At 60.3% G+C, this 22759-nt stretch carries 22 protein-coding genes; 6 read left to right on the forward strand and 16 right to left on the reverse strand.

Features of this window, described 5'->3' with window-relative positions; translation table 11 throughout:
• Positions 1 to 22: 22 nt before the first annotated feature.
• From ACK6D9_RS13720 to ACK6D9_RS13785, 14 genes are all read right to left on the reverse strand, one after another.
• On the reverse strand, positions 23 to 217 hold the full coding sequence (locus tag ACK6D9_RS13720) for a DUF2783 domain-containing protein (RefSeq protein WP_412048937.1): 195 nt from the start codon (positions 215 to 217) through the stop codon (positions 23 to 25).
• On the reverse strand, positions 214 to 1827 hold the full coding sequence (locus tag ACK6D9_RS13725; protein ID WP_412048938.1) for an FAD-dependent oxidoreductase: 1614 nt from the start codon (positions 1825 to 1827) through the stop codon (positions 214 to 216). Before ACK6D9_RS13725 ends, ACK6D9_RS13720 begins: the two co-directional genes overlap by 4 nt.
• Positions 1828 to 1966: 139 nt before the next feature.
• Positions 1967 to 2491: a DinB family protein gene (locus tag ACK6D9_RS13730; RefSeq protein ID WP_412048939.1), complete on the reverse strand. Its 525-nt coding sequence runs from the start codon at positions 2489 to 2491 to the stop codon at positions 1967 to 1969.
• A complete protein-coding gene (locus ACK6D9_RS13735) occupies positions 2488 to 3438 on the reverse strand; it encodes an MBL fold metallo-hydrolase (RefSeq protein WP_412048940.1) in 951 nt (316 codons plus the stop codon). Before ACK6D9_RS13735 ends, ACK6D9_RS13730 begins: the two co-directional genes overlap by 4 nt.
• 9 nt (positions 3439 to 3447) lie before the next feature.
• Entirely contained in the window at positions 3448 to 4458 is a 1011-nt protein-coding gene (locus tag ACK6D9_RS13740) for a fumarylacetoacetate hydrolase family protein (RefSeq protein ID WP_412048941.1), read from the reverse strand.
• A complete protein-coding gene (locus ACK6D9_RS13745; protein ID WP_412048942.1) occupies positions 4455 to 5336 on the reverse strand; it encodes an MBL fold metallo-hydrolase in 882 nt (293 codons plus the stop codon). The genes ACK6D9_RS13740 and ACK6D9_RS13745 overlap by 4 nt, the downstream gene beginning before the upstream one ends.
• A complete protein-coding gene (gene hmgA / locus ACK6D9_RS13750) occupies positions 5333 to 6664 on the reverse strand; it encodes a homogentisate 1,2-dioxygenase (protein ID WP_322988913.1) in 1332 nt (443 codons plus the stop codon). Before hmgA ends, ACK6D9_RS13745 begins: the two co-directional genes overlap by 4 nt.
• A 345-nt stretch (positions 6665 to 7009) precedes the next feature.
• A complete protein-coding gene (gene mmsB, locus ACK6D9_RS13755) occupies positions 7010 to 7864 on the reverse strand; it encodes a 3-hydroxyisobutyrate dehydrogenase (protein WP_412048943.1) in 855 nt (284 codons plus the stop codon).
• Between the two features lie 49 nt (positions 7865 to 7913).
• Complete coding sequence (locus ACK6D9_RS13760) at positions 7914 to 8936, reverse strand: enoyl-CoA hydratase/isomerase family protein (RefSeq protein ID WP_412048944.1); 1023 nt, start codon at positions 8934 to 8936, stop codon at positions 7914 to 7916.
• Entirely contained in the window at positions 8933 to 10081 is a 1149-nt protein-coding gene (locus tag ACK6D9_RS13765; protein WP_322988915.1) for an acyl-CoA dehydrogenase family protein, read from the reverse strand. The genes ACK6D9_RS13760 and ACK6D9_RS13765 overlap by 4 nt, the downstream gene beginning before the upstream one ends.
• A gap of 44 nt (positions 10082 to 10125) precedes the next feature.
• Entirely contained in the window at positions 10126 to 11625 is a 1500-nt protein-coding gene (locus ACK6D9_RS13770) for a CoA-acylating methylmalonate-semialdehyde dehydrogenase (RefSeq protein ID WP_322988916.1), read from the reverse strand.
• Positions 11626 to 11731: 106 nt separating this feature from the next.
• Positions 11732 to 12508: an SDR family NAD(P)-dependent oxidoreductase gene (locus tag ACK6D9_RS13775; protein WP_412048945.1), complete on the reverse strand. Its 777-nt coding sequence runs from the start codon at positions 12506 to 12508 to the stop codon at positions 11732 to 11734.
• Between the two features lie 3 nt (positions 12509 to 12511).
• Positions 12512 to 13537 carry a phosphotransferase family protein gene (locus ACK6D9_RS13780; protein WP_412048946.1) on the reverse strand — a complete coding sequence of 342 codons (1026 nt, stop codon included), beginning with the start codon at positions 13535 to 13537 and terminating at the stop codon, positions 12512 to 12514.
• A 1-nt stretch (position 13538) separates the two neighbouring features.
• Complete coding sequence (locus ACK6D9_RS13785) at positions 13539 to 14357, reverse strand: SDR family oxidoreductase (protein ID WP_322990388.1); 819 nt, start codon at positions 14355 to 14357, stop codon at positions 13539 to 13541.
• Positions 14358 to 14574: 217 nt separating this feature from the next.
• Between ACK6D9_RS13785 and ACK6D9_RS13790 the strand changes: the two genes are divergently transcribed.
• The 5 genes from ACK6D9_RS13790 to greA all read left to right on the forward strand — a co-directional run bounded on the left by ACK6D9_RS13790 (position 14575) and on the right by greA (position 19150).
• Positions 14575 to 15822: an acyl-CoA dehydrogenase family protein gene (locus ACK6D9_RS13790; RefSeq protein ID WP_412048947.1), complete on the forward strand. Its 1248-nt coding sequence runs from the start codon at positions 14575 to 14577 to the stop codon at positions 15820 to 15822.
• 7 nt (positions 15823 to 15829) lie between these two features.
• Positions 15830 to 16798, forward strand: coding sequence for an NADPH:quinone oxidoreductase family protein (locus ACK6D9_RS13795; RefSeq protein WP_412048948.1), 969 nt, complete (start codon positions 15830 to 15832; stop codon positions 16796 to 16798).
• A 36-nt stretch (positions 16799 to 16834) separates the two neighbouring features.
• On the forward strand, positions 16835 to 17872 hold the full coding sequence (locus ACK6D9_RS13800; RefSeq protein WP_412048949.1) for an alcohol dehydrogenase catalytic domain-containing protein: 1038 nt from the start codon (positions 16835 to 16837) through the stop codon (positions 17870 to 17872).
• A 212-nt stretch (positions 17873 to 18084) separates the two neighbouring features.
• Positions 18085 to 18483: a DUF4864 domain-containing protein gene (locus tag ACK6D9_RS13805; protein ID WP_412051813.1), complete on the forward strand. Its 399-nt coding sequence runs from the start codon at positions 18085 to 18087 to the stop codon at positions 18481 to 18483.
• A gap of 184 nt (positions 18484 to 18667) precedes the next feature.
• On the forward strand, positions 18668 to 19150 hold the full coding sequence (greA, locus tag ACK6D9_RS13810) for a transcription elongation factor GreA (protein ID WP_412048950.1): 483 nt from the start codon (positions 18668 to 18670) through the stop codon (positions 19148 to 19150).
• Positions 19151 to 20074: 924 nt separating this feature from the next.
• On the opposite strand, the gene ACK6D9_RS13815 is transcribed toward greA, so the two are convergent.
• Both ACK6D9_RS13815 and ACK6D9_RS13820 read right to left on the reverse strand, forming a co-directional pair.
• Entirely contained in the window at positions 20075 to 20266 is a 192-nt protein-coding gene (locus tag ACK6D9_RS13815; RefSeq protein ID WP_412048951.1) for a hypothetical protein, read from the reverse strand.
• 223 nt (positions 20267 to 20489) lie between these two features.
• Positions 20490 to 21641: a diguanylate cyclase domain-containing protein gene (locus ACK6D9_RS13820; RefSeq protein WP_412048952.1), complete on the reverse strand. Its 1152-nt coding sequence runs from the start codon at positions 21639 to 21641 to the stop codon at positions 20490 to 20492.
• 635 nt (positions 21642 to 22276) lie between these two features.
• On the opposite strand from ACK6D9_RS13820, the gene ACK6D9_RS13825 reads away from it, so the two are divergent.
• Entirely contained in the window at positions 22277 to 22609 is a 333-nt protein-coding gene (locus ACK6D9_RS13825) for a hypothetical protein (RefSeq protein WP_412048953.1), read from the forward strand.
• Positions 22610 to 22759 lie beyond the last annotated feature (150 nt).

A 22759-nucleotide genomic window follows, 5' to 3' on the forward strand; every position in this document is an offset into this window, starting at 1 on the left:
CTCTTTCAAAAACGACAGGGCGTCAGTCCTTTAGCGCCGCCGCCCGGAGCGCTTGCGACAGCACCGTGCGGTCGCCGATATGATTGGCCAGAAGCAAAATCAGCCGCGCGTTGAATGCATCGCTCTCAGGCTTTGAAAGTCCCTCATGTGCCGCCAGCAGTTCGGCATAAAACTCATCCGGTGTGCTCATGTTGGCCTTGGTGTTGAGCGCGCTCATGATTGCCTCCCGATTGCCTTGAGAAGCGCCGCAGTGACTGCGTTCTCGTCAAAATGATCCCAGCGCGCTACAACATGCTGGTCGGGTCGCACCAGATAGGCCCCGGCCAAGGCATCGCCGAGATAGCGCTGCCGCAGATAGCCTTCTTCATCTCCGCTGGTCGTCAGCTTGATTGCAGTGACCGGAATGCCGTCGATCTCCAGTCCATCCGGCACCTCGAGATCGATCGCCAACAGATAGAACCCGCTCCCCATCCGGTCGAGTAGCCAGCCGCCGGGAACCGGTGCGTCGCACATCGGTGAACCGGGCCGCGTGCGCGCCGGCATGTCGGCGCAGTCAGGGCCATTGAGCGGCGAGCCGTCATAGGTGCAGGGAACCGACAACCGGCCGGAATTGACCATCGGTCGGGTTGCTTCGTAGCGCTCCGACAGATCCAGCACCGCATCGCGAAAGATCCGGCTGATCTCCGATTTCGGGGTGATGAAATCGGTCGAACGTGAGGAATTGAGAATGTTCTCGTTGGCGCCGGCAATCCGCTCGGCATCATAACTGTCGAGTAGCGTAACCGGCGCCTTACCATCAATGATCAACTTGAGTTTCCAGGCAAGGTTGTCGGTATCCTGCAGGCCCGAATTGGCGCCGCGCGCGCCAAACGGCGACACTTGGTGCGCGGAATCGCCTGCAAAGACCACCCTGCCCTCATGAAACCGGTCCATCCGGCGGCACTGGAATGAGTAGATCGAACTCCATTCGAGTTCATATCGGATGTCCTCGCCGAGCATCGCCCTGAGGCGCCGGTCGATGTTTTCGGGCTTGAGTTCAGCATCCCGGTCAACATCCCAGCCAAGCTGGAAATCGATGCGCCAGATGTTGTCGGGTTGCTTGTGCAACAACGCTGATTGCCCGCGGTTGAACGGCGGATCAAACCAGAACCAGCGCTCGGTCGGAAAATCAGCCTCCATCACCACATCGGCGATCAGGAAATTGTCCTCGAACACCCGGCCAACAAAATCCAGCCCCATCATGGTGCGGATCGGTGAAGCAGCCCCGTCGCAGGCAATCAGCCAGTCGGCGCAAAGCTGATAGGGCCCGTCGGGCGTGCCGATCGTCAGATCGACCCCATCGTCGTGGCTCGCCACGTCCAACACCTTGCTGCCCCCGCGCAACTCTATCCGCTTACCTTCTGCCTCAAGCGCGCGCACCCGTTCGACCAGGAACTGCTCGAAACTGTATTGCGGCAGGTTGATAAAGGCGGGCCGCTTGTGGCCCTGTTCGGGCAGCAGGTTGAAGCCGAAAACCTGGCGTTCGTCGAAATAGACCTTGCCGAGGTTCCAGATCACTCCCTTCTCGACCATCGGATCGCCGCAGCCCAGCCGATCGAGAATTTCCAGCGGCCGCTTGGCAAAGCAGATGGCGCGCGATCCCCAGCTCACCTTGTCGTTCTCGTCAACCACAACGACCGGCACATCCTGCATCGCCAGATCAATCGCTGCTGCCAGACCGATCGGCCCTGCGCCGACAACAACCACGGTGTGGCGGACTGGCGTCGCCGCATCCTGGTCTGCCGAGCGGCTATAGGGGTACAGCGCCTGTTCGAATATCCTGCCCATGATCTCCCTTCCCGCATCCCCCGCAGCCTGTTCGTTGAACAATGACCTCAGGCGTCGCGCTCCTCTGTTTCAAATTATTTGTTGCAAATGTAACTATCAAGACAAATACCATCACCCGCGACCAACTTCGGGTGCAAGCTCACATCCGGTAGGCCTGCGCTGACGTGGCGCGCTCAAATTCCAGATGAAACTCGTCGAGTTGCGGCGGTGCAATACCGGCGTGCTGGACTTGCACATGGGCCTGGCCGCGATGATGGATCTGGTGCTGGAACAAATGCAGCAGCAGCGCGTCAATACGTTCCTCGACCGGGGCGTCGGGGCGGTTTGTCGAGCGCGTTTGCGCAAGCAGTTGTTCGTCAAGTTTGCGGCAAAAAGCAATCAGTCGCCGGTCCGCCTCAGCCTGCACCGTCGCAAGCGCGGCCGGCTCGGCAATTGCCCCTATGCCAAACACACTCCGACCATACACGCCCTGTTCAAGCGCATCGAGATAGAACAGGTCCACCTCGTAAACATGATTGAGCGTCGCAGAGAGCGATGGAAAGAAGCCTGGCCGTTCGACGGCAAATGCCGGAGCATCAAGCCCCGACAGCGCCCTGTAAAGCGTCGCATTGGCCCAGGCGTTGTTGAGCGCCATCTGCAGATAGGGCCAGGCAGGCCGGTTCATCCCTGCAATTGCTCCCACATCTGCCGGTCACGTTCTGCAGTCCAGATCCGCGGCGTGTCGATATCCTGCGCCTCGTCATAGGCCCGTGCCACATTGAACGGCAGGCAGTGCTCGTAAATTGCGTAATCGGAAAACTTCGGATCGCATTCCGCCCGAGCCGCATCCCAGGCTTCCTTCAGCGAGCCGCCACGCAACGCCACCTGTGCCACCGGCCGGTAGGTGGAGCGGACGAAATCGCCGGTCGAATCGAGCGCTGCATTGACCATCTGCTTGCCGGTCAGCGCATCGCCGCGCCCGGGCGCAATCGCATCGACATCAAAGCCGCGGATCTTCTCGAGCGTGCCCGGCCAGTCATGGAAATGACCATCGCCGCAATAACACGCCGAGTGATATTCGACGATGTCGCCGGTAAACATTACATTGGCATCCGGCACATAGGCAACGATGTCGCCTGCGGTATGGGCCCGGCCCAAAAACATCAGATCAACCCGGCGCTTGCCGAGATAGACCGACATCCGGTTGTTGAACGTGGTTGTTGGCCAGGTCAGCCCGGGGATCGATTCATGCCCTTGGAACAACCGCGGGAAGCGGCCGAATTCCGAATCCCAGTCTTCCTGCCCACGCTCTGCCACCATCGAGCGCGCCTTTTCGCTCATGATCACCTGCCCCGCACCGTAGGCCGAAGCCCCAAGCACCCGGACTGCGTGGTAATGGGTCAGAGCCAGATGCGTGATCGGCTTGTCGGTGACCGTTCGAATCTTTTCGATCACCTTGTTCGCCAATCGCGGCGTCGCCTGGGCCTCGATCACCATGACACTGTCATCGCCGATGATGACGCCGGAGTTGGGATCGCCCTCGGCGGTGAATGCCCACAGATCGCGGCCGATCTCTGTAAACGAGATGTTCTTTTCCGCCATGTCGCCGGCGGATGCGAAATTCTTGCTCATCGTCTGTTCCTAATATTTCTCAACGGTTTGCTCGATCGCACCGAAGATCGATCGGTCTTCGCCATCGTTCATCTCGATCCGAACCGTATCACCAAAGCGCATGAACGGCGTTGTCGGCTTGCCAGTGGCAATCGTCTCGATCATGCGGATTTCGGCAATACAGGAATAACCTGCGCCCCCCTCGCTGACCGGTTTGCCCGGATCCCCGTTCGGTCCCTTGTTGGATACCGTGCCCGAACCGATGATGGTCCCGGCGCACAGGGAACGGGTTTTTGCCGCATGGGCGATCAGCTGCGGAAAATCGAAAGTCATGTCTAGACCGGCATTGGTGCGGCCAAAAGCCTTGCCGTTCAGATCGACATTGAGCAGCAGATGCAGCTTGCCGCCATCCCACGCCTCGCCCAGTTCATCGGGGCTCACCGCCACCGGCGAAAATGTCGAGGATGGTTTGGACTGCAAGAACCCAAACCCCTTCCCGAGTTCGGCCGGGATCAGCCCGCGCAAGCTCACATCATTGACCAGCATGACCAGCTTGATCGCGGCGCGGCAGGTGTCCGTATCGGCGCCCATCGGCACGTCGCCGACAATCACCGCCACCTCGCCCTCGCAATCAATGCCCCAGGCCTCGTCGGCCATCCGGATCGGCGCGCGTGGCGCCAGGAAACTGTCGGATCCGCCCTGGTACATCAGCGGGTCTTGCCAGAAGCTTGCCGGCATCTCGGCGCCGCGCGCCTTGCGCACCAGTTCAACGTGATTGACGTAGGCCGAGCCATCCAGCCATTGATAGGCGCGCGGCAACGGCGACAGGGCGTCTCGCTCATGAAATCTCTCGGTCGGTTCCGCACCGGTTTCCAGCATCGCCGCCACATCCGCGAGCCGCGGCCCGACATATTGCCAGTCATCAAGGGCAGCCTGCAGCGTTCGCGCAATGTGCGGCACGCCGGAAGCACGGGTCAGGTCACGCGAGACAACGACAAGCCGGCCGTCCCGGCTGCCGTCGCGGAGGGTTGCCAATTTCATACGGTGTTCCTTTGTGGTTTGGGGGGCGGAAACGCCAGTTCCAGGCCATCGCGGCCAACAGTCAGGTTCCCGGTCCAGTGCAACCGGGCCTCGTTTTCCCAGTGGACCGCGGTAATCTCGGGGTCGTCGGCGGGAACCAGATGATTAAGCACCAGATGGCCGACGCCGGCGTCATTGGCAATGCGCCCGACATCGGCGGCCATGGTGTGGCTGGCCAGTAGATGCGCCTTCAGCCGGTCGCCATTTCCGGTGCGCGCCACCAGCCGATCAACGCCATCGGGATGCATCGCTTCATGCACGAGTATGTCGGCCCCAGCTGCAAACCCGGCCAGCGGCGGGAAATAGGCGGTGTCGGCGGAAAACACGATTGTTCTGCCCTGGTGACTGATCTTGATGGCGAAGCATTCGACCACTGGCGGGTGATCAACCCGCAGCGCCTCGATGGTGAGTCCGTTTTCGTCGAGCAGCTCCCCTTCACCGAATTCCTCAATCTGAACCAGCTTGCGAATATCCGGGCGACCTTCGTCGTCAATCCTGAGATTGATGTCATAGGCGAGCGAGGCCACGAAACCGTCCCACACCGCCCGTGTGCCCACCGGGCCGAATATCTGCACCGGCGTCTTCAGCCCGGCGGTCCAGGCCGTGTGCAGCAAAGGCCCCAGTTCCAGCACGTGGTCGGAATGCAGATGGGTGATCAGCACCAGATCAAGCGCCGGCAACGCCATGCCTGCTTCCACCAGCCCCCGCGCCACACCGAGACCGCAATCGATGACAATGCGCCGGCCGCCGATTTCAAGCAGCGATGCCGTCGGCGAAGGTCCGCCCGGACGGATTGCCGGCCCGCCCTTGGAGCCGAGAATGACCAGTCGTTCGCTCACTTTGCACCCGACCAGCCGCCGGCCTCAGGCGTGCCATCGAATTTCCGTTCGATCCCTTTCCAGCATTCGGCATAGCCAGGCTGCAGGGTTTCGAGATCGGCAGCGTAGCGCGTCACCATTTGCGGGAACCGGGTTTCGAACATGAAAGCCATCGTGTCGGAGAGCTTGACCGGTTTCAGCTCCACCGTCGAGGCCTTTTCGAAGGCATCATGATCGGGCCCGTGCGGCATCATCATGTTGTGCAGGCTCATGCCGCCGGGCAGGAACCCCTCTTCCTTGGCGTCGTACTGGCCTTCAATCAGGCCCATGAATTCGCTCATGATGTTGCGATGGTACCAGGGCGGGCGGAACGAATGCTCGGCCACCAGCCAGCGCGGTGGGAAGATGACGAAGTCGATATTGGCGGTTCCGGCTTCGCCTGACGGCGCAGTCAGCACGGTGAAGATCGACGGATCGGGGTGATCGAAGAGGATCGCGCCGACCGGCGAAAACGTCTTTAAATCATACTTGTAGGGTGCGTAGTTACCATGCCAGGCGACCACATCGAGCGGCGAATGGCCGATTGGTGTCACGTAGAACGCTCCGCACCATTTGATATGAACCAGACAGGTGCTCTCCTTGTCTTCATAGGCCGCCACCGGGGTCTTGAAGTCGCGCGGGTTGGCCAGGCAATTGGCGCCGATCGGGCCTCGTTCGGGCAATGTGAACTTGGCGCCGTAGTTCTCGCAGACATAGCCGCGCGCCCGCTCGACGCCCTCGCCGCGCATTACCTTGAACATCATGCCGCGCGGCAACACCGCGATCTCCAGCGGCGCAACATCGATGATACCCATTTCGGTAAAGATCCGCAGCGCACCTTCCTGGGGCACAATCAGCAATTCGCCATCGGCGTTGAAGAAGTAGTCATCTTCCATGTCGGCGTTGAGCGCATAGACATGGGTGGCCATGCCGACTTGGCCGACCACATCACCGGCGACCGTCATGGTGTGCATGGCGTCGAGGAAATGCATCTCCGCGTCGGGATAGGGTGTCGGGTCCCAGCGCCGCTGGCCCAATGACAGCACGCCGGCCTCCTGATTTGGAGCAGACTTCCAGTAGGGCCGGTCGATCGCCCTGAAATCGGTGGTATGGCGTACGCTGGGCCTGATCCGGTAGAGCCAGGACCGTTCATTGGTGCCGCGCGGCGCGGTGAAGGGAGACCCCGACAGCTGTTCCGCATAGAGCCCGTAACTGCAGCGCTGCGGCGAATTCTGACCCTGCGGAAGCGCCCCAGGCAGGCTTTCGGTCTCAAAATCGTTTCCAAAACCCGGCATATAGGCAAGCGACATGATAGCCTCCGTCTGCATTCAAATCAGATGCGCATCAAATCAGTTGTATGTGTAACCATCAAGCGGTGAGCAGCGCTTTGTGCCTAAAGCTCCGAAAGCAGTCGGGTCGAAGGGCGAAACCCGAAAAATATGGTGAAGCGGCGCATTATCGCCGACCATACGGGCGATGAACCTACGGGGGGCATCCAATGCTTGCACCCGGGTATGGGTTTCGAACACATCCGGCCGAACCGACGCAGCATCACGCGGCGATTTCAACCGGATTGCCGGTGCGCATCGCTTGAACAGCAATCATGCGTTCAGCCCACGCGCAAGCAATGAAAAAGGGGCAATAAGCCCCCTTTCCTATTTCAGCCGTTCGATCATCGCCGAGAAATCGCGTCCCTTGCCGTCATCGTTGACAAACGCGTCGTAGAGTTCGGTGGCATGTGCGCCCATCGGGGTTTGCGCCGAAACGCTGCTCGCTGCCTGCTGCGACAATTTCAGATCCTTGAGCATCAGTTCCGCAGCAAAACCGGGCTTGTAGTCATTGTCTGCCGGGCTTTGCGGGCCAACACCCGGAACCGGGCAATAGGCATTGACCGACCAGCAGGAACCCGACGAGGTCGAGACCACGTCAAACAGTTTTTGAGCCGACAGGCCCAGCTTTTCAGCAAGCGCAAAAGCTTCGCAGGTGCCGATCATCGAAATACCCAGCAACATGTTGTTGCAGATCTTGGCCGATTGTCCGGCTCCGGCATCGCCGCAATGTACTGCCTTCTTGCCCATGATCTCAAACAGTGGATTGGCACGGCCGAATGCCTCGTCGCTGCCGCCTGCCATGAAGGTCAGGGTGCCGGCCGATGCTCCGCCGACGCCGCCCGAAACCGGTGCATCGACCGAAAGCAGGCCCTTGGCTGCCGCCATCTCGTGAGCGGCACGGGCGCTCTCGACATCGACCGTCGAGCAATCGATGAACACAGAACCCGCAGTCCCCGCATCGACAATTTCTGCATAGACTGAACGCAAAATCGCCCCGTTGGGAAGCATGGTGATGACCGCATCCTGACCGCCTGCAGCTTCGGGCGCAGACCCGGCGGGTGTTACGCCATCAACCGTCACGCCGGCCACGTCAAAGCCGGTCACTTCATGACCCGCCTTGTCCAGATTGGCCGCCATTGGCGCCCCCATGTTGCCCAACCCGATAAACCCGATTTTCATGGCGTCCTCCTGCCCTTTGCTTCCTCAATGCCCGGCGCCCAACGCCGCGCTAAACTGCGATATCGCCCTCCGGCGGCTCCGACAACATCTCCTCCACCTCGGCCGCAGTCACGGCCTCGATGTCCTTGTGCCGCCACTGCGGGTTCCGGTCCTTGTCGATGATGGCGGCGCGAATGCCCTCGACGAAATCGCCCTGCGAGGCGCTGCGTGAGGTAAACCGGTATTCCTGCTGCAGCGCCACGCGGATATTCCCGCTTGCGCGCGCACGCCGTACCAGTTCGATTGCGGAGGCCGCTGACAATGGCGACGCTGACCTTATGATCTTGGCTGTTGCGCTCCCCCAGTCGTCCGCCGGCAGCGAGCCGACAATCTCGGTGAGCGTGGCACTACCAAAATGCGCATCCACCTGTTGCCGCAAGGCCATCAGCGGTCCGTCTTCGGGATCGCGCGCCAGGGCGGTCACGGCCGACCAGTCGCCGGTCTCGATCAGCGTTTCGGTCAATCCCGGCCAGTCGGCCTCGGGGATGAAGTAATCAGCAAAGCCGGCGAAAATCGCATCGGAAGCATTCATCCGATACCCGGTGATGCCGAGATATTCACCCAGCCGCCCCGGCGCGCGCGCCAGCAGCAACGATCCTCCGACATCGGGGATCAGGCCTACAGCGCATTCGGGCATGGCAATCTTCGAGCTTTCGCCGACCACCCGGTGCGAGCCGTGCAGCGAGACGCCAACACCGCCGCCCATGGTAAAGCCCTGGCACAGAGCGATATAGGGCTTGGGGTAATTGGCGATCTTGGCATTGAGCCGGTATTCGTCCCGCCAGAATGTCCGGCCGGGTTCGAAATCACCTTTCGAGGCGGTCTCGTACATGAACTGCAGATCACCGCCGGCGGAGAATGCCTTGTGCCCTTCGGCATCGATCAGCACGCAAGCCACGCGTTCATCATCGCGCCAGCCATCAAGTGCGGCTTCGATCGCCAGCACCATCTCATGGCTCACGGCGTTGAGCGCTTCGGGCCGCTGCAGCGTAATCTGTCCGATACGGCCAATCTTGCGAATGCGGATACTCATGCGGCGCGCTCCGAAAGCAGCGCCCGCGAGATGATCACCCGCATGATTTCGTTGGTGCCCTCGAGGATCTGATGCACCCGCAGGTCGCGGACGATTTTCTCGACACCGAAGTCGGCCAGGTAGCCATAGCCGCCATGCAGTTGCAGCGCATCATTGGCGACATTGAAGGCGGTGTCGGTGACGAACCGCTTGGCCATGGCACAATATTTGGTGGCATCGGGCGTCTTGCGATCGAGCTTGCTGGCTGCCTGGCGCAGGAAAATCCGTGCCGCCTGCATTTCGGTCTCCATGTCGGCCAGCCGGAACTGCAGCGCCTGGAACTGGTCAATGGTTTTGCCGAAGGCCTGACGTTCACCCATATAGGCGAGCGTCTTGTCGAGCGCCGATTGAGCCCCGCCCAACGCCGAAGCTGCAATGTTGAGACGACCGCCATCAAGCCCGCTCATGGCGTAGCGGAAACCGGCTCCCTCCTCGCCGAGCAGATTTTCCGCGGGGATCACGCAATCATCGAACTGTACCTCGGACGTCGGCTGCGAGCGCCAGCCCATCTTGTTTTCGGGCGCGCCAAACGACAGGCCAGGAGTACCGTCGGTGACGACAACCGCGGAGATACCTTTCGGGCCTTCAGCGCCGGTGCGGGTCATCACCAGATAGAGATCGGAAAAGCCGCCGCCCGAAATGAAGGCCTTGGTGCCATTGAGCTTATAACCATCATTGGTGCGCTCGGCACGGGTCCTGAGCGCCGAGGCATCGGACCCGGAACCCGGTTCAGTCAGGCAATAGGAGGCTATCGTCTTCATGGAGACAAGGCCGGGCAGCAATCGCGCCTTGATCTCGTCAGACCCGTAGGACGCAATCATCCATGTGCACATGTTGTGGATCGAAATGAACGAGGCGACCGACGGACAGGCCATCGACAGCGCTTCGAACACCAGTGTCGCATCGAGGCGGCTCAAGCCTGAGCCGCCGTCGCTTTCCGGCACGTAGATCGATGCCAGCCCGAGCGCGCCTGCTTCTTCAAGCACCTCGCGCGGGATGGCTTCTTCCTTTTCCCATTTGGCGGCGAAAGGGGCGATCTTCTCGGCGCCAAACTCGCGCGCCATGTCGAAAATCGCCTGCTGTTCCTCGTTCAGTTCAAAGTCCATGGCAATTGCCTCCCCGTCCCTGAATTGATCTCGCCGCCGTATCTTCAGCCCATAGTCGGGATGTTGAAATCGGCACCATCCTTGATACCGGAAGGCCAGCGCGCGGTCACCGTCTTGGTGCGCGTGTAGAACCGGAATGAATCCGGACCATGCTGGTTGAGGTCACCGAAGCCGGACTTTTTCCAGCCACCGAAGGTGTGGTAGGCCAGCGGCACCGGGATCGGCACATTGATGCCGACCATACCGATATTGATGCGGCTGGCAAAATCACGCGCCGCATCGCCATCGCGAGTATAGATCGCGGTGCCGTTGCCATATTCATGTTCCATCGGGTAACGCAGCGCTTCCTCGTAGTTCGGCGCACGCACGACCGACAGCACCGGTCCAAAGATTTCCTGCTGGTAGATATCCATGTCGCGGGTGACGTTGTCGAACAGGCAGCCGCCCATGAAGTTGCCGTTCTCGTAGCCCTGCAGCTTGAAGTCGCGGCCGTCGACCACCAGCTTGGCGCCCTGCTCTACACCGGAATTGACCAGGCCGAGGACCCGGTCGCGGGCTTCGCGGGTAACCAGCGGTCCGAAATCGACATCATCGCCTGCAGTGTAAGGCCCGATCTTCAGGGATTCGACGCGCGGCGTGAGCTTTTCAACCAGCCGGTTTGCCGTATCTTCACCGACTGGCACAGCGACCGAAATTGCCATGCAGCGTTCGCCGGCAGCGCCGTAGCCTGCACCAATCAGTGCGTCCACGGCCTGGTCCATGTCCGCGTCGGGCATGATGATCATGTGGTTCTTGGCACCGCCAAAGCACTGAACGCGCTTTCCGTTGGCGCAGCCACGGGCGTAGATATATTGCGCAATCGGCGTCGAACCGACAAAGCCGATGGCCATGATTTCGGGATGATCGAGGATCGCGTCAACCGCCGTCTTGTCGCCATTGACGACGTTGAGGATACCGTCGGGTGCACCGGCTTCGCTCATCAGTTCGGCCAGCATGATCGGCACAGACGGATCGCGCTCGGAAGGCTTGAGAATGAAGGCGTTGCCTGCGGCAATCGCCGGGCAGAATTTCCACATCGGGATCATCGCCGGGAAGTTGAACGGCGTGATGCCGGCGACCACGCCCAGCGGCTGGCGGATCGAGTACATGTCGATACCGGGACCAGCGCCCTCGGTGAATTCGCCCTTGAGCAGATGCGGCGCGCCAAACGAGAACTCGGCCACTTCAAGGCCGCGCATCACATCGCCCTTGGCGTCGGGAATTGTCTTGCCGTGTTCGCGCGACAGCGCTTCGGCGAGCTTGTCCATGTCGCGATGCAGAAGCTCGACAAACTTCATCATGACCCGGGCACGGCGTTGCGGGTTGGTTGCACCCCAGCCGACTTGGGCCTTGGCGGCAATGGCAACGGCTTCGTCAAGCTCTGCATTCGATGCGAGCGGCACCTTTGCCTGAATTTCTCCCGTTGCCGGGTTGTAGACGTCGGCAAAACGGCCAGACTGGCCCTTCACATGTTTTCCGCCGATAAAATGAGTAAGTTCCTGCATAGGTCTGCCTCCACTTGATAAAAATTGCTGAGCGTACTGTGCACTCACCGGTCTTGATGTACAACGGGCCGAATTGCTCAACCGTTGTGCATAAATTAAAGCACGATCACGCCGCCGACAGCCCGCCATCGATCTGCAGGGTCTGCCCGGTGACAAAACTCGACGCCGGATCCGCCAGATACGACAGCCCGGCAATCACTTCGTTGACCTCGACCAGCCGTCCCATCGGGATCGATCGCACCAGCTTTGCTTCGGCAGCTTCACCGTCGTCGCCCGTCTTATCCAGAAATCCACTGACCATCGGCGTGCGCGCAAACGACGGGCACAGCGCATTGATCCTAACACCGCGCCGCGCATATTCGATGGCGGCCGATTTGGTCAAGCCGACAACTCCGTGTTTGGCCGCTGCATAGACCGAGAGCATCGGTGCTGCCACCACCCCCGCCACCGACGCGACATTGACGATTACCCCGGTCTCGCCGGTTTCGCGAAAGCGCTGTTCAAGAACAGGCAATTGCGCGCGCATGGCGTAAAACACGCCCATCAGATCGACATCGATGATCTGACGGGCCACCTTCAGCGAGGTTTTCGGCAGGGGCGCCAGATCATTGACGATGCCGGCATTGTTGACGGCGATATCAAGCCTGCCAAACCGCGACAACGCCACTTCCACCAGTTGCTGTGACAGGTCCGGGTCGCAGATATCGCCGGCGACGATCACGTTGTCGCCACCGATCTCGCCGGCCAGCGCCCCAAGCGCGTCGACATCGAGATCACTCAAGACCAGAGAGGCGCCCTCGTCGCGGAAAAACCGGGCAGCCGCCCGCCCGAAACCGCCGGCCGCGCCAGTCAGGATAACAACGCGCCCATAAAATTTCGCCATCCATCAGGCCTTTCCGGCAATAATGTCATTGGCCATCGCCGCCAAAAGCGGCACCGCCTTGCCGATCTCGCGGGCGTGTTCGGGATTGGAGGCATTGCCATCCAGCGAGCGTTTGAACACACCTTGCAAAATAGCGGCGAGCCGGAAGAACGAGAACGCCAGGCAAAACGACCAGTTGTCGATCTTGATACCGCTGCGTTCGCAATAGCGGGCGACATAATCCGCTTCACTGGGGATGCCGAGTTCCCCGCGATCAAGCCCGCCAAGCCCGCGAAACCCGCTGGCATGCGGCAGACGCCATTGCATGCACTGGTAGGAAAGGTCGGCCAGCGGGTGACCCAAGGTCGACAACTCCCAGTCGATCAGCGCCAGCACCTTTTCCCCGTGGGCGGAAAAGATCATGTTGTCGAGCCGGAAATCGCCATGCACGACCCTCACCAGTCCATCATCATCGGGAAGGTTTTCCCATAGCCAGTCCATCAGCCGGTCGATATCCGGCAGGTCTTCGGTCCTGCTCGCAATATACTGCTCGCTCCAGCGTCTGATCTGCCGGGCGAAATAATTTCCCGATCGCCCGAAATCGGCCAGCCCTGCAGCTTCCGGATCAACGCTGTGCAGCCGCGCCAGCACGTCGTTCATGCCGTCATAGACCACAGCTCGTTCTGCTTTCGTCATTTCCGGCAGTGCCGGATCCCAGAATATATGGCCTTCGACCAATTCCATGACAAAATACATGCGGCCAATGACGCTGTGTTCTTGCGACAGTCCGAAGACTTTGGGCACCGGCACATCATTGTCGGCGAGCGCTTTCATCACCCGGTATTCGCGGTCCACCTGATGGGCAGATTTCAGGAGCGGGCCCGGTGGCTTCGCGCGGAGCACATAGCGACCGCTGTCAGCTTCCACCCGATAGGTCGGGTTGGACTGACCGGTGTTGAATTTCTCGATCGCATGCAGACCGGAGAAACCCGGCACCAGATCGTGCAACTCGTCGGCCAGCGCGTCCATGTCAAACGGTTGATCATCCATTTCAAGCGTCCTTGAACAGGCGGATACCATGCTGCACCGACAATCCGCCATCAATCGGCAGCACCGCTCCGGTGACGTAGGAGCCTGCGCGACTGCACAGATAGAGCGTGGCCCCGGCGACATCATCCGGCGCGCCTATGCGCCCCAGCGGCACTCCCCCACCCACCCGCTCGACCTGATCGTCGCGGGCGGTGGCGAAGGCCGTCATCTTGCTCTGAAACGGGCCCGGTGCAAAGGCGTTGACGGTAATCCGGCGGGAGGCGAGCTCCTCGGCCAGAATTTTGGTCAGGTGGTGCACCGCCGCTTTCGAGGCCGAATAGGAATAGGTGCCGTCGGCAATCGGCTGTGATCCCATCACCGAGCCGAGATTGATAATCCGCGCCGGGTCGGAATCACTGGCTGCGGCACAAAGCAGCGGCGTCAGATCGCGCGTCAGCGTAAACAGCCCGGCGACATTGACCGACATCACCTTGGCCCAGGCCGCGTGCGGGAAATCATCATAGCTCGCGCCCCAGGTGGCGCCGGCATTGTTGATCAGGATGTGAAGCTTGTCTGTGCGCGCCGTTACCTCCTGGACCAATGCGCGAACACCATCTTCGGTGCCGACATCACCGGCAAAGCCTTCCGCCGTGCCGCTGGCTTCAAGGGCATTGAGTTCGTCGGCAACGCGCGCGCATTCCTCGCCCTTGCGCGAAGCGATCAGCACGCGAGCGCCTGAGCGCACCAGCGCGGTGGCGATCATCCGGCCGATCCCGGTGGCGCCGCCGGTAACCAGCGCAACCTTGCCTTCTACCGAAAACAGGTCTTCCAGATAGCTCATAACCGATGTCTCCCGGGTTCCGGGCGCGCCTGATCATGTGCCTGGCGCCCGATTGATTTGCACCCTCAGGCAATTGCCGCCCGAACCGTGTACCGCTAGCATGGCAAACAATTGACGTGCGCGTAAAGGGAAGATTCGGCAAAAACAATTGCCGGTCCCGGCATTATGTGACCAGTCCACCGGATGCCGCCAGGGCACAGAGCTAGCAGGAGTTGCAATGACACAGGCAAGAACCATGGATCTGGGTGTTTCCGCTCATCTTGAACCGATTCTGGCTGCCGTGCGCGATATGGTGCGCAACGAAATCATGCCGCTGGACGAGCAGTTTCTGGCCGAGGTCGGCACGGCCGGCGATCGCTGGGCCTACAGTCCGCGCCAGACCGAAATTCTCGAAACTCTGAAAGCCAAGGCCCGTGAACGGGGGCTGTGGAATCTGTGGCGGACCAGCGCGCCCGATAACAACCTGACCACCGTCGAATATGCCTATCTGGCTGAAGAGATGGGCAAGGCCCACCTTGGCGCAGAAACCTTCAATTGTTCCGCTCCCGATACCGGCAACATGGAGGTGCTTGACCGCTACGGAGCGCCGGAACACAAGCAGCGCTGGCTCGAGCCGTTGCTCGAGGGCAAGATCCGCTCGGCCTATCTGATGACGGAGCCGGACGTCGCCTCCTCCGACGCCACCAATATCGAGATGTCCTGCGTCCGCGATGGCTGCGACTATGTGCTCAATGGTGAAAAATGGTGGGCCTCCGGCGCCGGCGATCCGCGTTGCGCCATCTATATCGTCATGGTGCGCACCGGCGATGCGGACACGCCCAAGCATCTCCGGCATTCGATGATCCTGGTGCCCGCCGATACCGCCGGCGTCGAAAAACTCCGACCGATGCAGGTCTATGGCCAGGACGATGCCCCGCATGGGCATTTCCATCTTCGCTTTACCGATGTGCGGGTGCCAGCAGCCAACCTCTTGGTGGGCGAAGGCAAGGGCTTCGAGATCGCCCAGGGTCGTCTCGGGCCGGGCCGGATCCATCACTGCATGCGCGCCATCGGTCAGGCCGAGATGGCGCTGGAGCTGATGTGCAAACGCGCGCTTGACCGCGAAGCCTTCGGCAAGAAACTGGCGCAACTCGGCGCCAATTTCGACATCATCGCCGAAAGCCGGATGGAGATCGAGATGGCGCGGCTGTTGTGCCTGAAGGCCGCCTGGATGATGGATCAGGGCGACGCTCGCGCGGCTGCCCCCTGGATCAGCCAGATCAAGGTGGTTGCGCCTAAAATGGCGCTCAAGATCACCGATGAAGCAGTGCAGATGTTTGGTGGCCAAGGCATCTCCCAGGATACGCCGCTGGCGCGGATGTGGACGCATTTGCGCACCTTGCGGCTGGCCGACGGACCCGACGCGGTGCACCGGCGCCAAGTGGCGCGCGCCGAACTCAAGCGCCATACCCAGGAAAAGATCTGATCCCGATATGAAAGCAATTATCTGCCCCGAATACGGCCCCATCTCCAATCTCGATTTCCGCGAGGTCCCTGATCCCCATCCAGGCGCGGGTGAACTGGTGATCGATGCCAAGGCGATCGGCGTCAATTTTCCCGACGGACTGCTGGTTCAGGGGCTTTACCAGATGAAGCCGCCGACGCCGTTTTCGCCGGGCATGGAAGCCGCCGGCGTGGTGAGCGAACTCGGCGACGGGGTCAGCCAATTCAAGCCCGGCGACCGGGTAGTCGCGCTGCTCGATCATGGCGGCTATGCCGAAAAGGTGCTGGCGCCCGCCAACCGCGTTTACGCCCTTCCCGATTCCATGAGTTACGAGGATGCCTGTGCGCTGATGTGCGCCTGGGGCACATCGCATTATGCGCTCAAGCAGCGCGGCCAACTCCAATCCGGTGAAACGCTGCTGGTGCTCGGGGGTGCAGGCTCCACCGGGCTCGCGGCAATTGCCATCGGCAAGGCGATGGGCGCACGGGTGATCGCGGTTGCCTCGACTGAGGAGAAACAGGCCGTATGTCGCGATTTCGGCGCCGATGTCGCCCTGCCCTATGAAGGCCTGCGCGAGGCGCTGAAGCGCGAGACCGGCGGTCGTGGCGTCGATGTCGCTTTTGATCCTGTCGGCGGTCAAGCGTTCGAGGTTGCCGCCCGTGCCATGGCCCGTCATGGGCGGTTGCTGGTGGTTGGCTTTGCGTCCGGTGAAATCCCCAAGCTTGCGGTCAATCTGGCGCTGCTGAAGGAATTTTCGCTCGTTGGTGTGTTCTGGGGCGCGTTCACTGCGAACGAACCCGAGATGTACGCCGCCAACAACCGCGAGCTGTTTGCCTGGCACGCCGATGGCGTCATCAAGCCGCGGATCGACGAGCGCCGTCCACTGTCAGAGGCAGCAGCAGCATTGCAGCGGATTCTCGACCGTGGTGCCATCGGCAAGACCATTCTGATCCCGTAACATCTGCCCCAAGCTTGATCTCGCAAGGAACCCGCCATGACCATGCCCGAAACCATGAACGCGCTGATCCTCAAGGGCCACGGTCTGTCGGGTAGCCGCAGCGGTGCGGCGATAGATACGCTGGAGCCCTATCTCGATTATGGCAAGCTGCCGGTGCCCAGGCCGGGTCCGGGCGAGGTTCTGGTCAAGGTGCGGATGGCCTCGGTCAATCCTTCCGATCTCTATTTCATCAAGGGCGAATACGGCCAGCCCCGCGTCAAGGGCGCTGCGGCAGGCTTTGAAGGGGTAGGCCAAGTGATCGCCGGCAACGGGCTTTATGCCGCCTATCTCAAGGGCAAGCGGGTGGCCTTTGTCGGCGGCACCGGTGGTTCGGGCGCCTGGGCCGAGTATATTGTCGTCTCCGCCGCCACCTGTGTGGTGATCCGGCCGGCGATGCGCGACGAGGATGCTGCGGGCCATGTGGTCAACCCGATGACGGCCTGTACCATGTTCGACATCGTCGAGAAATCCGGTTCGAAGAGCTTCATCTTCACCGCCGCCAACAGCCAACTCGGCAAGCTGATCGCCGGGCTTGCGCGCGACAAGAACTGCGCGATGATTGCGATCATCCGCAACGAGAGCCAGGCCGCCCATCTCAAGCAACTCGGCGCCAAACATGTGCTAATTCAATCCGACCCGGAGTTTGGCGCAAAACTTGCGGCCCTGTGCAAGTCCGAGAAGCCGCGCATCCTGCTCGACGCGGTTGCCAATCAGGTTGCCTCCGACATTTTCACCGCCATGCCGGCGCGTGCCCGCTGGATCATCTATGGCAAGCTCGACACCGAAGCGCCGTCGATTCGGGAGCCAGGCCAGTTCATCTTCATGGACAAAAAGATCGAGGGATACTGGCTGGCCCAATGGTTCAAGCAGGCCTCGATCATCGAGAAACTGAAGACGCTGCGGGCAGTGCAAAACCGTTTCATTTCGGGCAAATGGCGCACTGAGGTGGTGGCCACAATTCCGCTTTCTGAGGCTCTGGTGAAATTGCCGGCAGCGCTGAGAACCGGCGACGGCAAGGTCATGCTGACGCCTTGAGCGGCAACGGATTCACATTCTCAGGAAATCCTCCCAAGACGTTGATTAAGCGTTAGTTTCAGGGACAGAATCTTTTCCGCTAAACACTCTCCTTGGGCTCTGCCCGGCATGAAACTTTCTTTGAGGCTTTTGCGTCCTATCTGTTACAGGATGGAGGCCGTCTCATGACAAACCGATTTCACCCACTGACGCCGATTGCCGCTGGCATCGCCATGTTGTTGGTGGTGCTCACCCCGGCAGTCGCTGACGAGGCGGGGGATGCCCGTAGCATGGCTCGCAACGTCATCGAAAGCCAGATCCAGGCATTCCTGAACGATGACAGCGCGGTCGCCTATTCGTTTGCGGCACCGGCGATCAAGCAGCTTTACCCCGACGAAAGCCGGTTCTTCGACATGGTCAAGCGCGGTTACGCCCCGGTGTTCCGGCCGGGCAATTTTGCCTTTGGCCGTTTCAAGCTTTCCGCCGACGGATCCGGGCTGGTGCAGGAAGTGCTGATCGAGGGGCCGAATGGCCAGGACTGGACCGCGCTCTATTCGCTCGAACGCCAGCCCGACGGCAGTTTCCGCATCGACGGCGTGCAGATGATCAAGGCCGCCGCGCCCCAGACCTGATTATTTCGTGTCACGCCTGCGCTGCCGCCACAGTTCCGACATCTATGCGGAACCTAGCTGATCGGGCTGCGTTGGGCCTGCACGGGTCGTCATTGCCAGTGGGGCCGATTTCACCCTATGATCGTTGTTGCAACCGACGGCCAATCGTGAAGCCGCGCCGGGTGTACAGGAATGGAGTACTGTTGTGAGCGTCGCCTTTACCAAGGAAGAAAGTTCCGAAACCGCAGCCGAAACAATGCTGCCCGACCGGCCTGTTTCCGAGCATCCCAATCTGGTCACCCTCAGCGGCCTGAAAAAGCTGCAAGCTGAGCTCGATAGTGCCCGGGCGGCCTATGAGGCGGCAAACAGCGTCGAGGATGTCAACGAGCGGCGCCGCCAGCAGGCAGCCCCGGTACGCGATGTGCGCTATTATGCCGAACGAGTGCGCTCGGCCGAACTGATCGCCGATCCCGAAACCCACGAGGCAGTCGGCTTTGGCTCAACCGTCACTTACACTCGTGACGAGCGCCCGGCCCAGACCTACCGCATTGTCGGCGAGGACGAGGCCGATCCCAAGACCGGCAGCATCTCGTTTGCTTCGCCGGTGGCTCGCGCGCTGATGGGCAAGGCGGTGGGCGATGTGGTCGAGGTGGGTGAACAGGATCTCGAAATCATCTCGATCGCCTAACCGCCAACCTGCGATCCCGGAGTTAGGACACGCCAAATCGGTGCCGCGCGAAAAATTCGCCGGGGTGTGGGATTGGCATTCCGGAGGGCCGCACGCTGGCTTTGCCTGACGGAAAATGAGTTTTTGATTGTGCATGTACGTTATCGATCAAATGAAACCATTTGAACGCGACATGCACGGGGTGGCGCAGCACGCGCACGGCCCGAATCTCGCCGGATGATGTCCGCATCCGACAGGCAATGGCCACTTCGCTTGACCCGCTTGAGGGGGGAACCCGACGCGGGGTGTTCCGGGGGTTGCACCCGGACTGCCTGCCCCGGACTTAGGGGCCGCAGAGGAAGTTGCTGGCGTGGTCTCCGGCACGCATTTCGACCCCGGTAAGGGGGCAAAAATCCGCCACAGGCCCGGTTCGCTGTCCGGTCCCGCATCCTGCCCGACGGCAGGCACGGAACCCGAGGACGTATCGGTGGCCGACTGAACCTGGGTCTTCCATTGGGGAACACCAGATCCGTCGACGGAGCCACGCTGGTCAACGCCTCCCCCCGTTTGGTGCCGCACGTTACGCCACATCCCGAGGGGCATTCCTCCCGCTTGGTCCAATACGTTTGTGTTCCATCCGGCAGCGGGAGCAAGATGAGGATGGCACGGGAGCGGAGGGTGGGGAAATTCCGGCGTTGTTTCGGGGGGAGATTGGCGCGGCACATCCTTCGCCGCATTGGTAAAGGAGCAAGCCATTTTCAGCCTCTTAGCGTCACCTAAGTGCTGGAAATTACAAGAGAAGCGTCGGATTTGAAATCCAAGAGCGTCCCCCTCGCCTGAAAAATCAACGACCTGGCACTGTGCACCAAGACCATGATTTTTCTTCCTCTTCCACGAGGGGTGGAGATTAGCGCAAGCGGCAATTTCCCCGACCCACCCAGGGCCTTATGATTTTGCGAAATAATACAAGCCTGCGGATACCAGCAGCAGAATAAACGAGGCAATACCGGCGACAAACGGTATGATACCGGCCATCTCGTCAAAATGACGTCGTCCCGAGACTGTTTCTACGCCCCACCAGCCAAAGATCATCCCCGCGACGCTCAACATTGCCAGGACAATGGCAAACAGTTTCATGATGTTACCGACCTTTGCTGTCGACGCCCGCCAAGCCGAAGAATACGCCAGCCGAGGCGGCGTTGCGCTTGAAGCTGGCTCTCGCTCAGGGCGGTGTCGCCCAAATGAGCATCCTCGGTTGCATGATAAGCATTGTTTCCCGGGTTGCAACCAACCCTCGCCACCCGCGATACCCTGGACCAACAGCGAGAGGCGCTGAAAGACTATGTTGCAAACGCTACGGTCATGCGGCGAAAGAGAATGTGCAATGGTCCAGTGTTGATGGAAATTCGCACTCAATACCGCCGCCGTTCCGCTTCGCGCGGTATGAGGCTTTATCCGCGATAGCCATCATATGTTCCAGTTTCGCGGAGCCGGAGAGTGCCACCGTGTACCCCAGGCTGATGCCAATAGTGATCTCTTGACCGGCAATCCGATACGGCAAGCTCAGAACATTTACGATCTTTCTGGCCAAGAGGTCAGCTTCAACGGGATACCTGACAGCTGGTTGAAGAATGGCAAATTCATCGCCGCCAACGCGTACGGCGATATTCGGTTGGTCCAGGTTCTCTCTGAGCCTATTACCAATGCTCGCCAACAGTTCATCGCCGACAGCGTGACCAAAGCGGTCATTGACGATTTTGAAGCCGTCTAGGTCGAAGCAGTGCACGCAGGTCAAACTATCTTCAGCACGACCAAGCGTCTCGAATGCCTCGCTAAGCGCCGTGCGATTGCGAAGTCCTGTCAACGGATCGTGGCGTGCCTGATGCTGCATTTCCAGACGTAGGCAGATTTGCTTGGTGGCAGTCCCATAGACATGCCAGACGCTCTGCATCGCCGCTACCAGGAAACCCGCACAAATCACCGCCAATATCCAGTGGGCCGTATCGCCATAGAGCATGGCGGAAATCGTCGTCGGTATCCCTGCAATCAAGATCGCAGTCGCGGCGATCAATGGCCGAACCGATATCCGGATTGCCACACCGGCCGAATATCCAAAGATCAACGCTGTGGCAAGAATATGCAATGACAGGTCTTCATAGGTGAACACCGCAGTTGCCAGCAAACCGACAGAGGCGGCGACGACGAAGGTGAGCAAACCGTGCGCCATCTCCCAGCGGGCGGCGCCTTCAACGGTTGCGCGCTTCGCAGCGTTTGCGCGCCGGTGGGCCACGGTGACGAAAATCTTGGCAAGGGATGCAACGCTTCCGCTGATGGTGGCCAGCATAACTTCAGTGCTGCCAAGGCTCTCGTAGGCAAACAGACCTATGGCAAGTATTGTCAGGCCCATTGTCGTCGTCGGGGAAATCGTCGAGGTAAGCTCCGATACCAGCGTCTTGAACACTTCGTCGGCTTCTCTGTACCGCATATCAATCCCCTCGTTCACAGGATTCACGTCCTGAATTTTCCGGGATATTGAAGGAGCGGGCTTAATATTTTGTCAGTTCGCACGGCAAAGAAAGTGTGAATATGGTGTTCTCTGCGTGCGAGAATTGTTGTGCGGAGCAAATTTCAATGTTTCGTATCTGTACAGTCATGATCAATGCTAGTTTCATCGGTTCTGCATTGCGCATAAGTACAATGTCTCCCAGCGACACCGTAACACCAAGATTAAATTTGAGGTGACGAAATGCAAGCAACATGAGCTTTTGGGTGATTCGGAAAGTAATTTGCGGCTGGGCTGCCCCACGACGCACTGCGAGAGAAGGCCTGCCGCTTTAAAGCGACGCTTGTTTCCTGACTTTTGCGACAGGTACAACAGCCAGGTCCGCGGCAGCCGCAATGTTCGGCATGGCACAAAATGCCCGTTGCGCTTGATTGGACAAAAACAACTAAATGCCGCGCCGGTCTATCACCGCCCGAGACAAATTTAAGTATCGCCTTACCCTTCAGGACGCCGAAATTGTGTCCTTACTCGAGCAAAGCCCGTTTCAACAATTTTCCCTGCGCATAAAATCGGCTATGACGGAGTCATGCGGCTGGTGTCAGTCGCAGCCTTCCGACCCCGCGATCATTCAGGAAATGTCGATCATGCGCTTCCACCTTGCAATCCTGGCCGTTGTTGCCGCTGCACTCACCGCATGCACCACCGCATCGGTACCGTCCAACCCGCTTGAGCAACGCTGGAACGGCAAGTCGGCGGGCGTCTTCATTGCGGCCTACGGGCCTCCGGTTGCCGACCGGGCGGGCTCCGGGGGCGCGACGGTCTACACCTGGCGCGGCGGCTTTGTCGGGGGCAAGTCCTGCACCGTGGAACTGACAGCCGACAAGACCTACACGATCACCGCCATCCGCGCCGTGACCGACCGCGTTGACCCCAAGGGCGGCCCCTCCCATTGCGAGAAGACGCTCGACGCTGTCTGAGGGCTGAGCGGGTAGAGGCAGGCAACAGGTTGGACGCCAGAGTCCAAAGTTGCGGTTCCTGTGTTGCAGTGAAGTGCCGTTTTTCCGCGCCGTCACCCCGGACTTGATCCGCGGTCCAGTCAGCCCAAGTCTTTGGGCTGAAGAGAGTGT

The organism is Hoeflea sp. Naph1 (assembly GCF_046837775.1).
GTDB lineage: Bacteria > Pseudomonadota > Alphaproteobacteria > Rhizobiales > Rhizobiaceae > Hoeflea.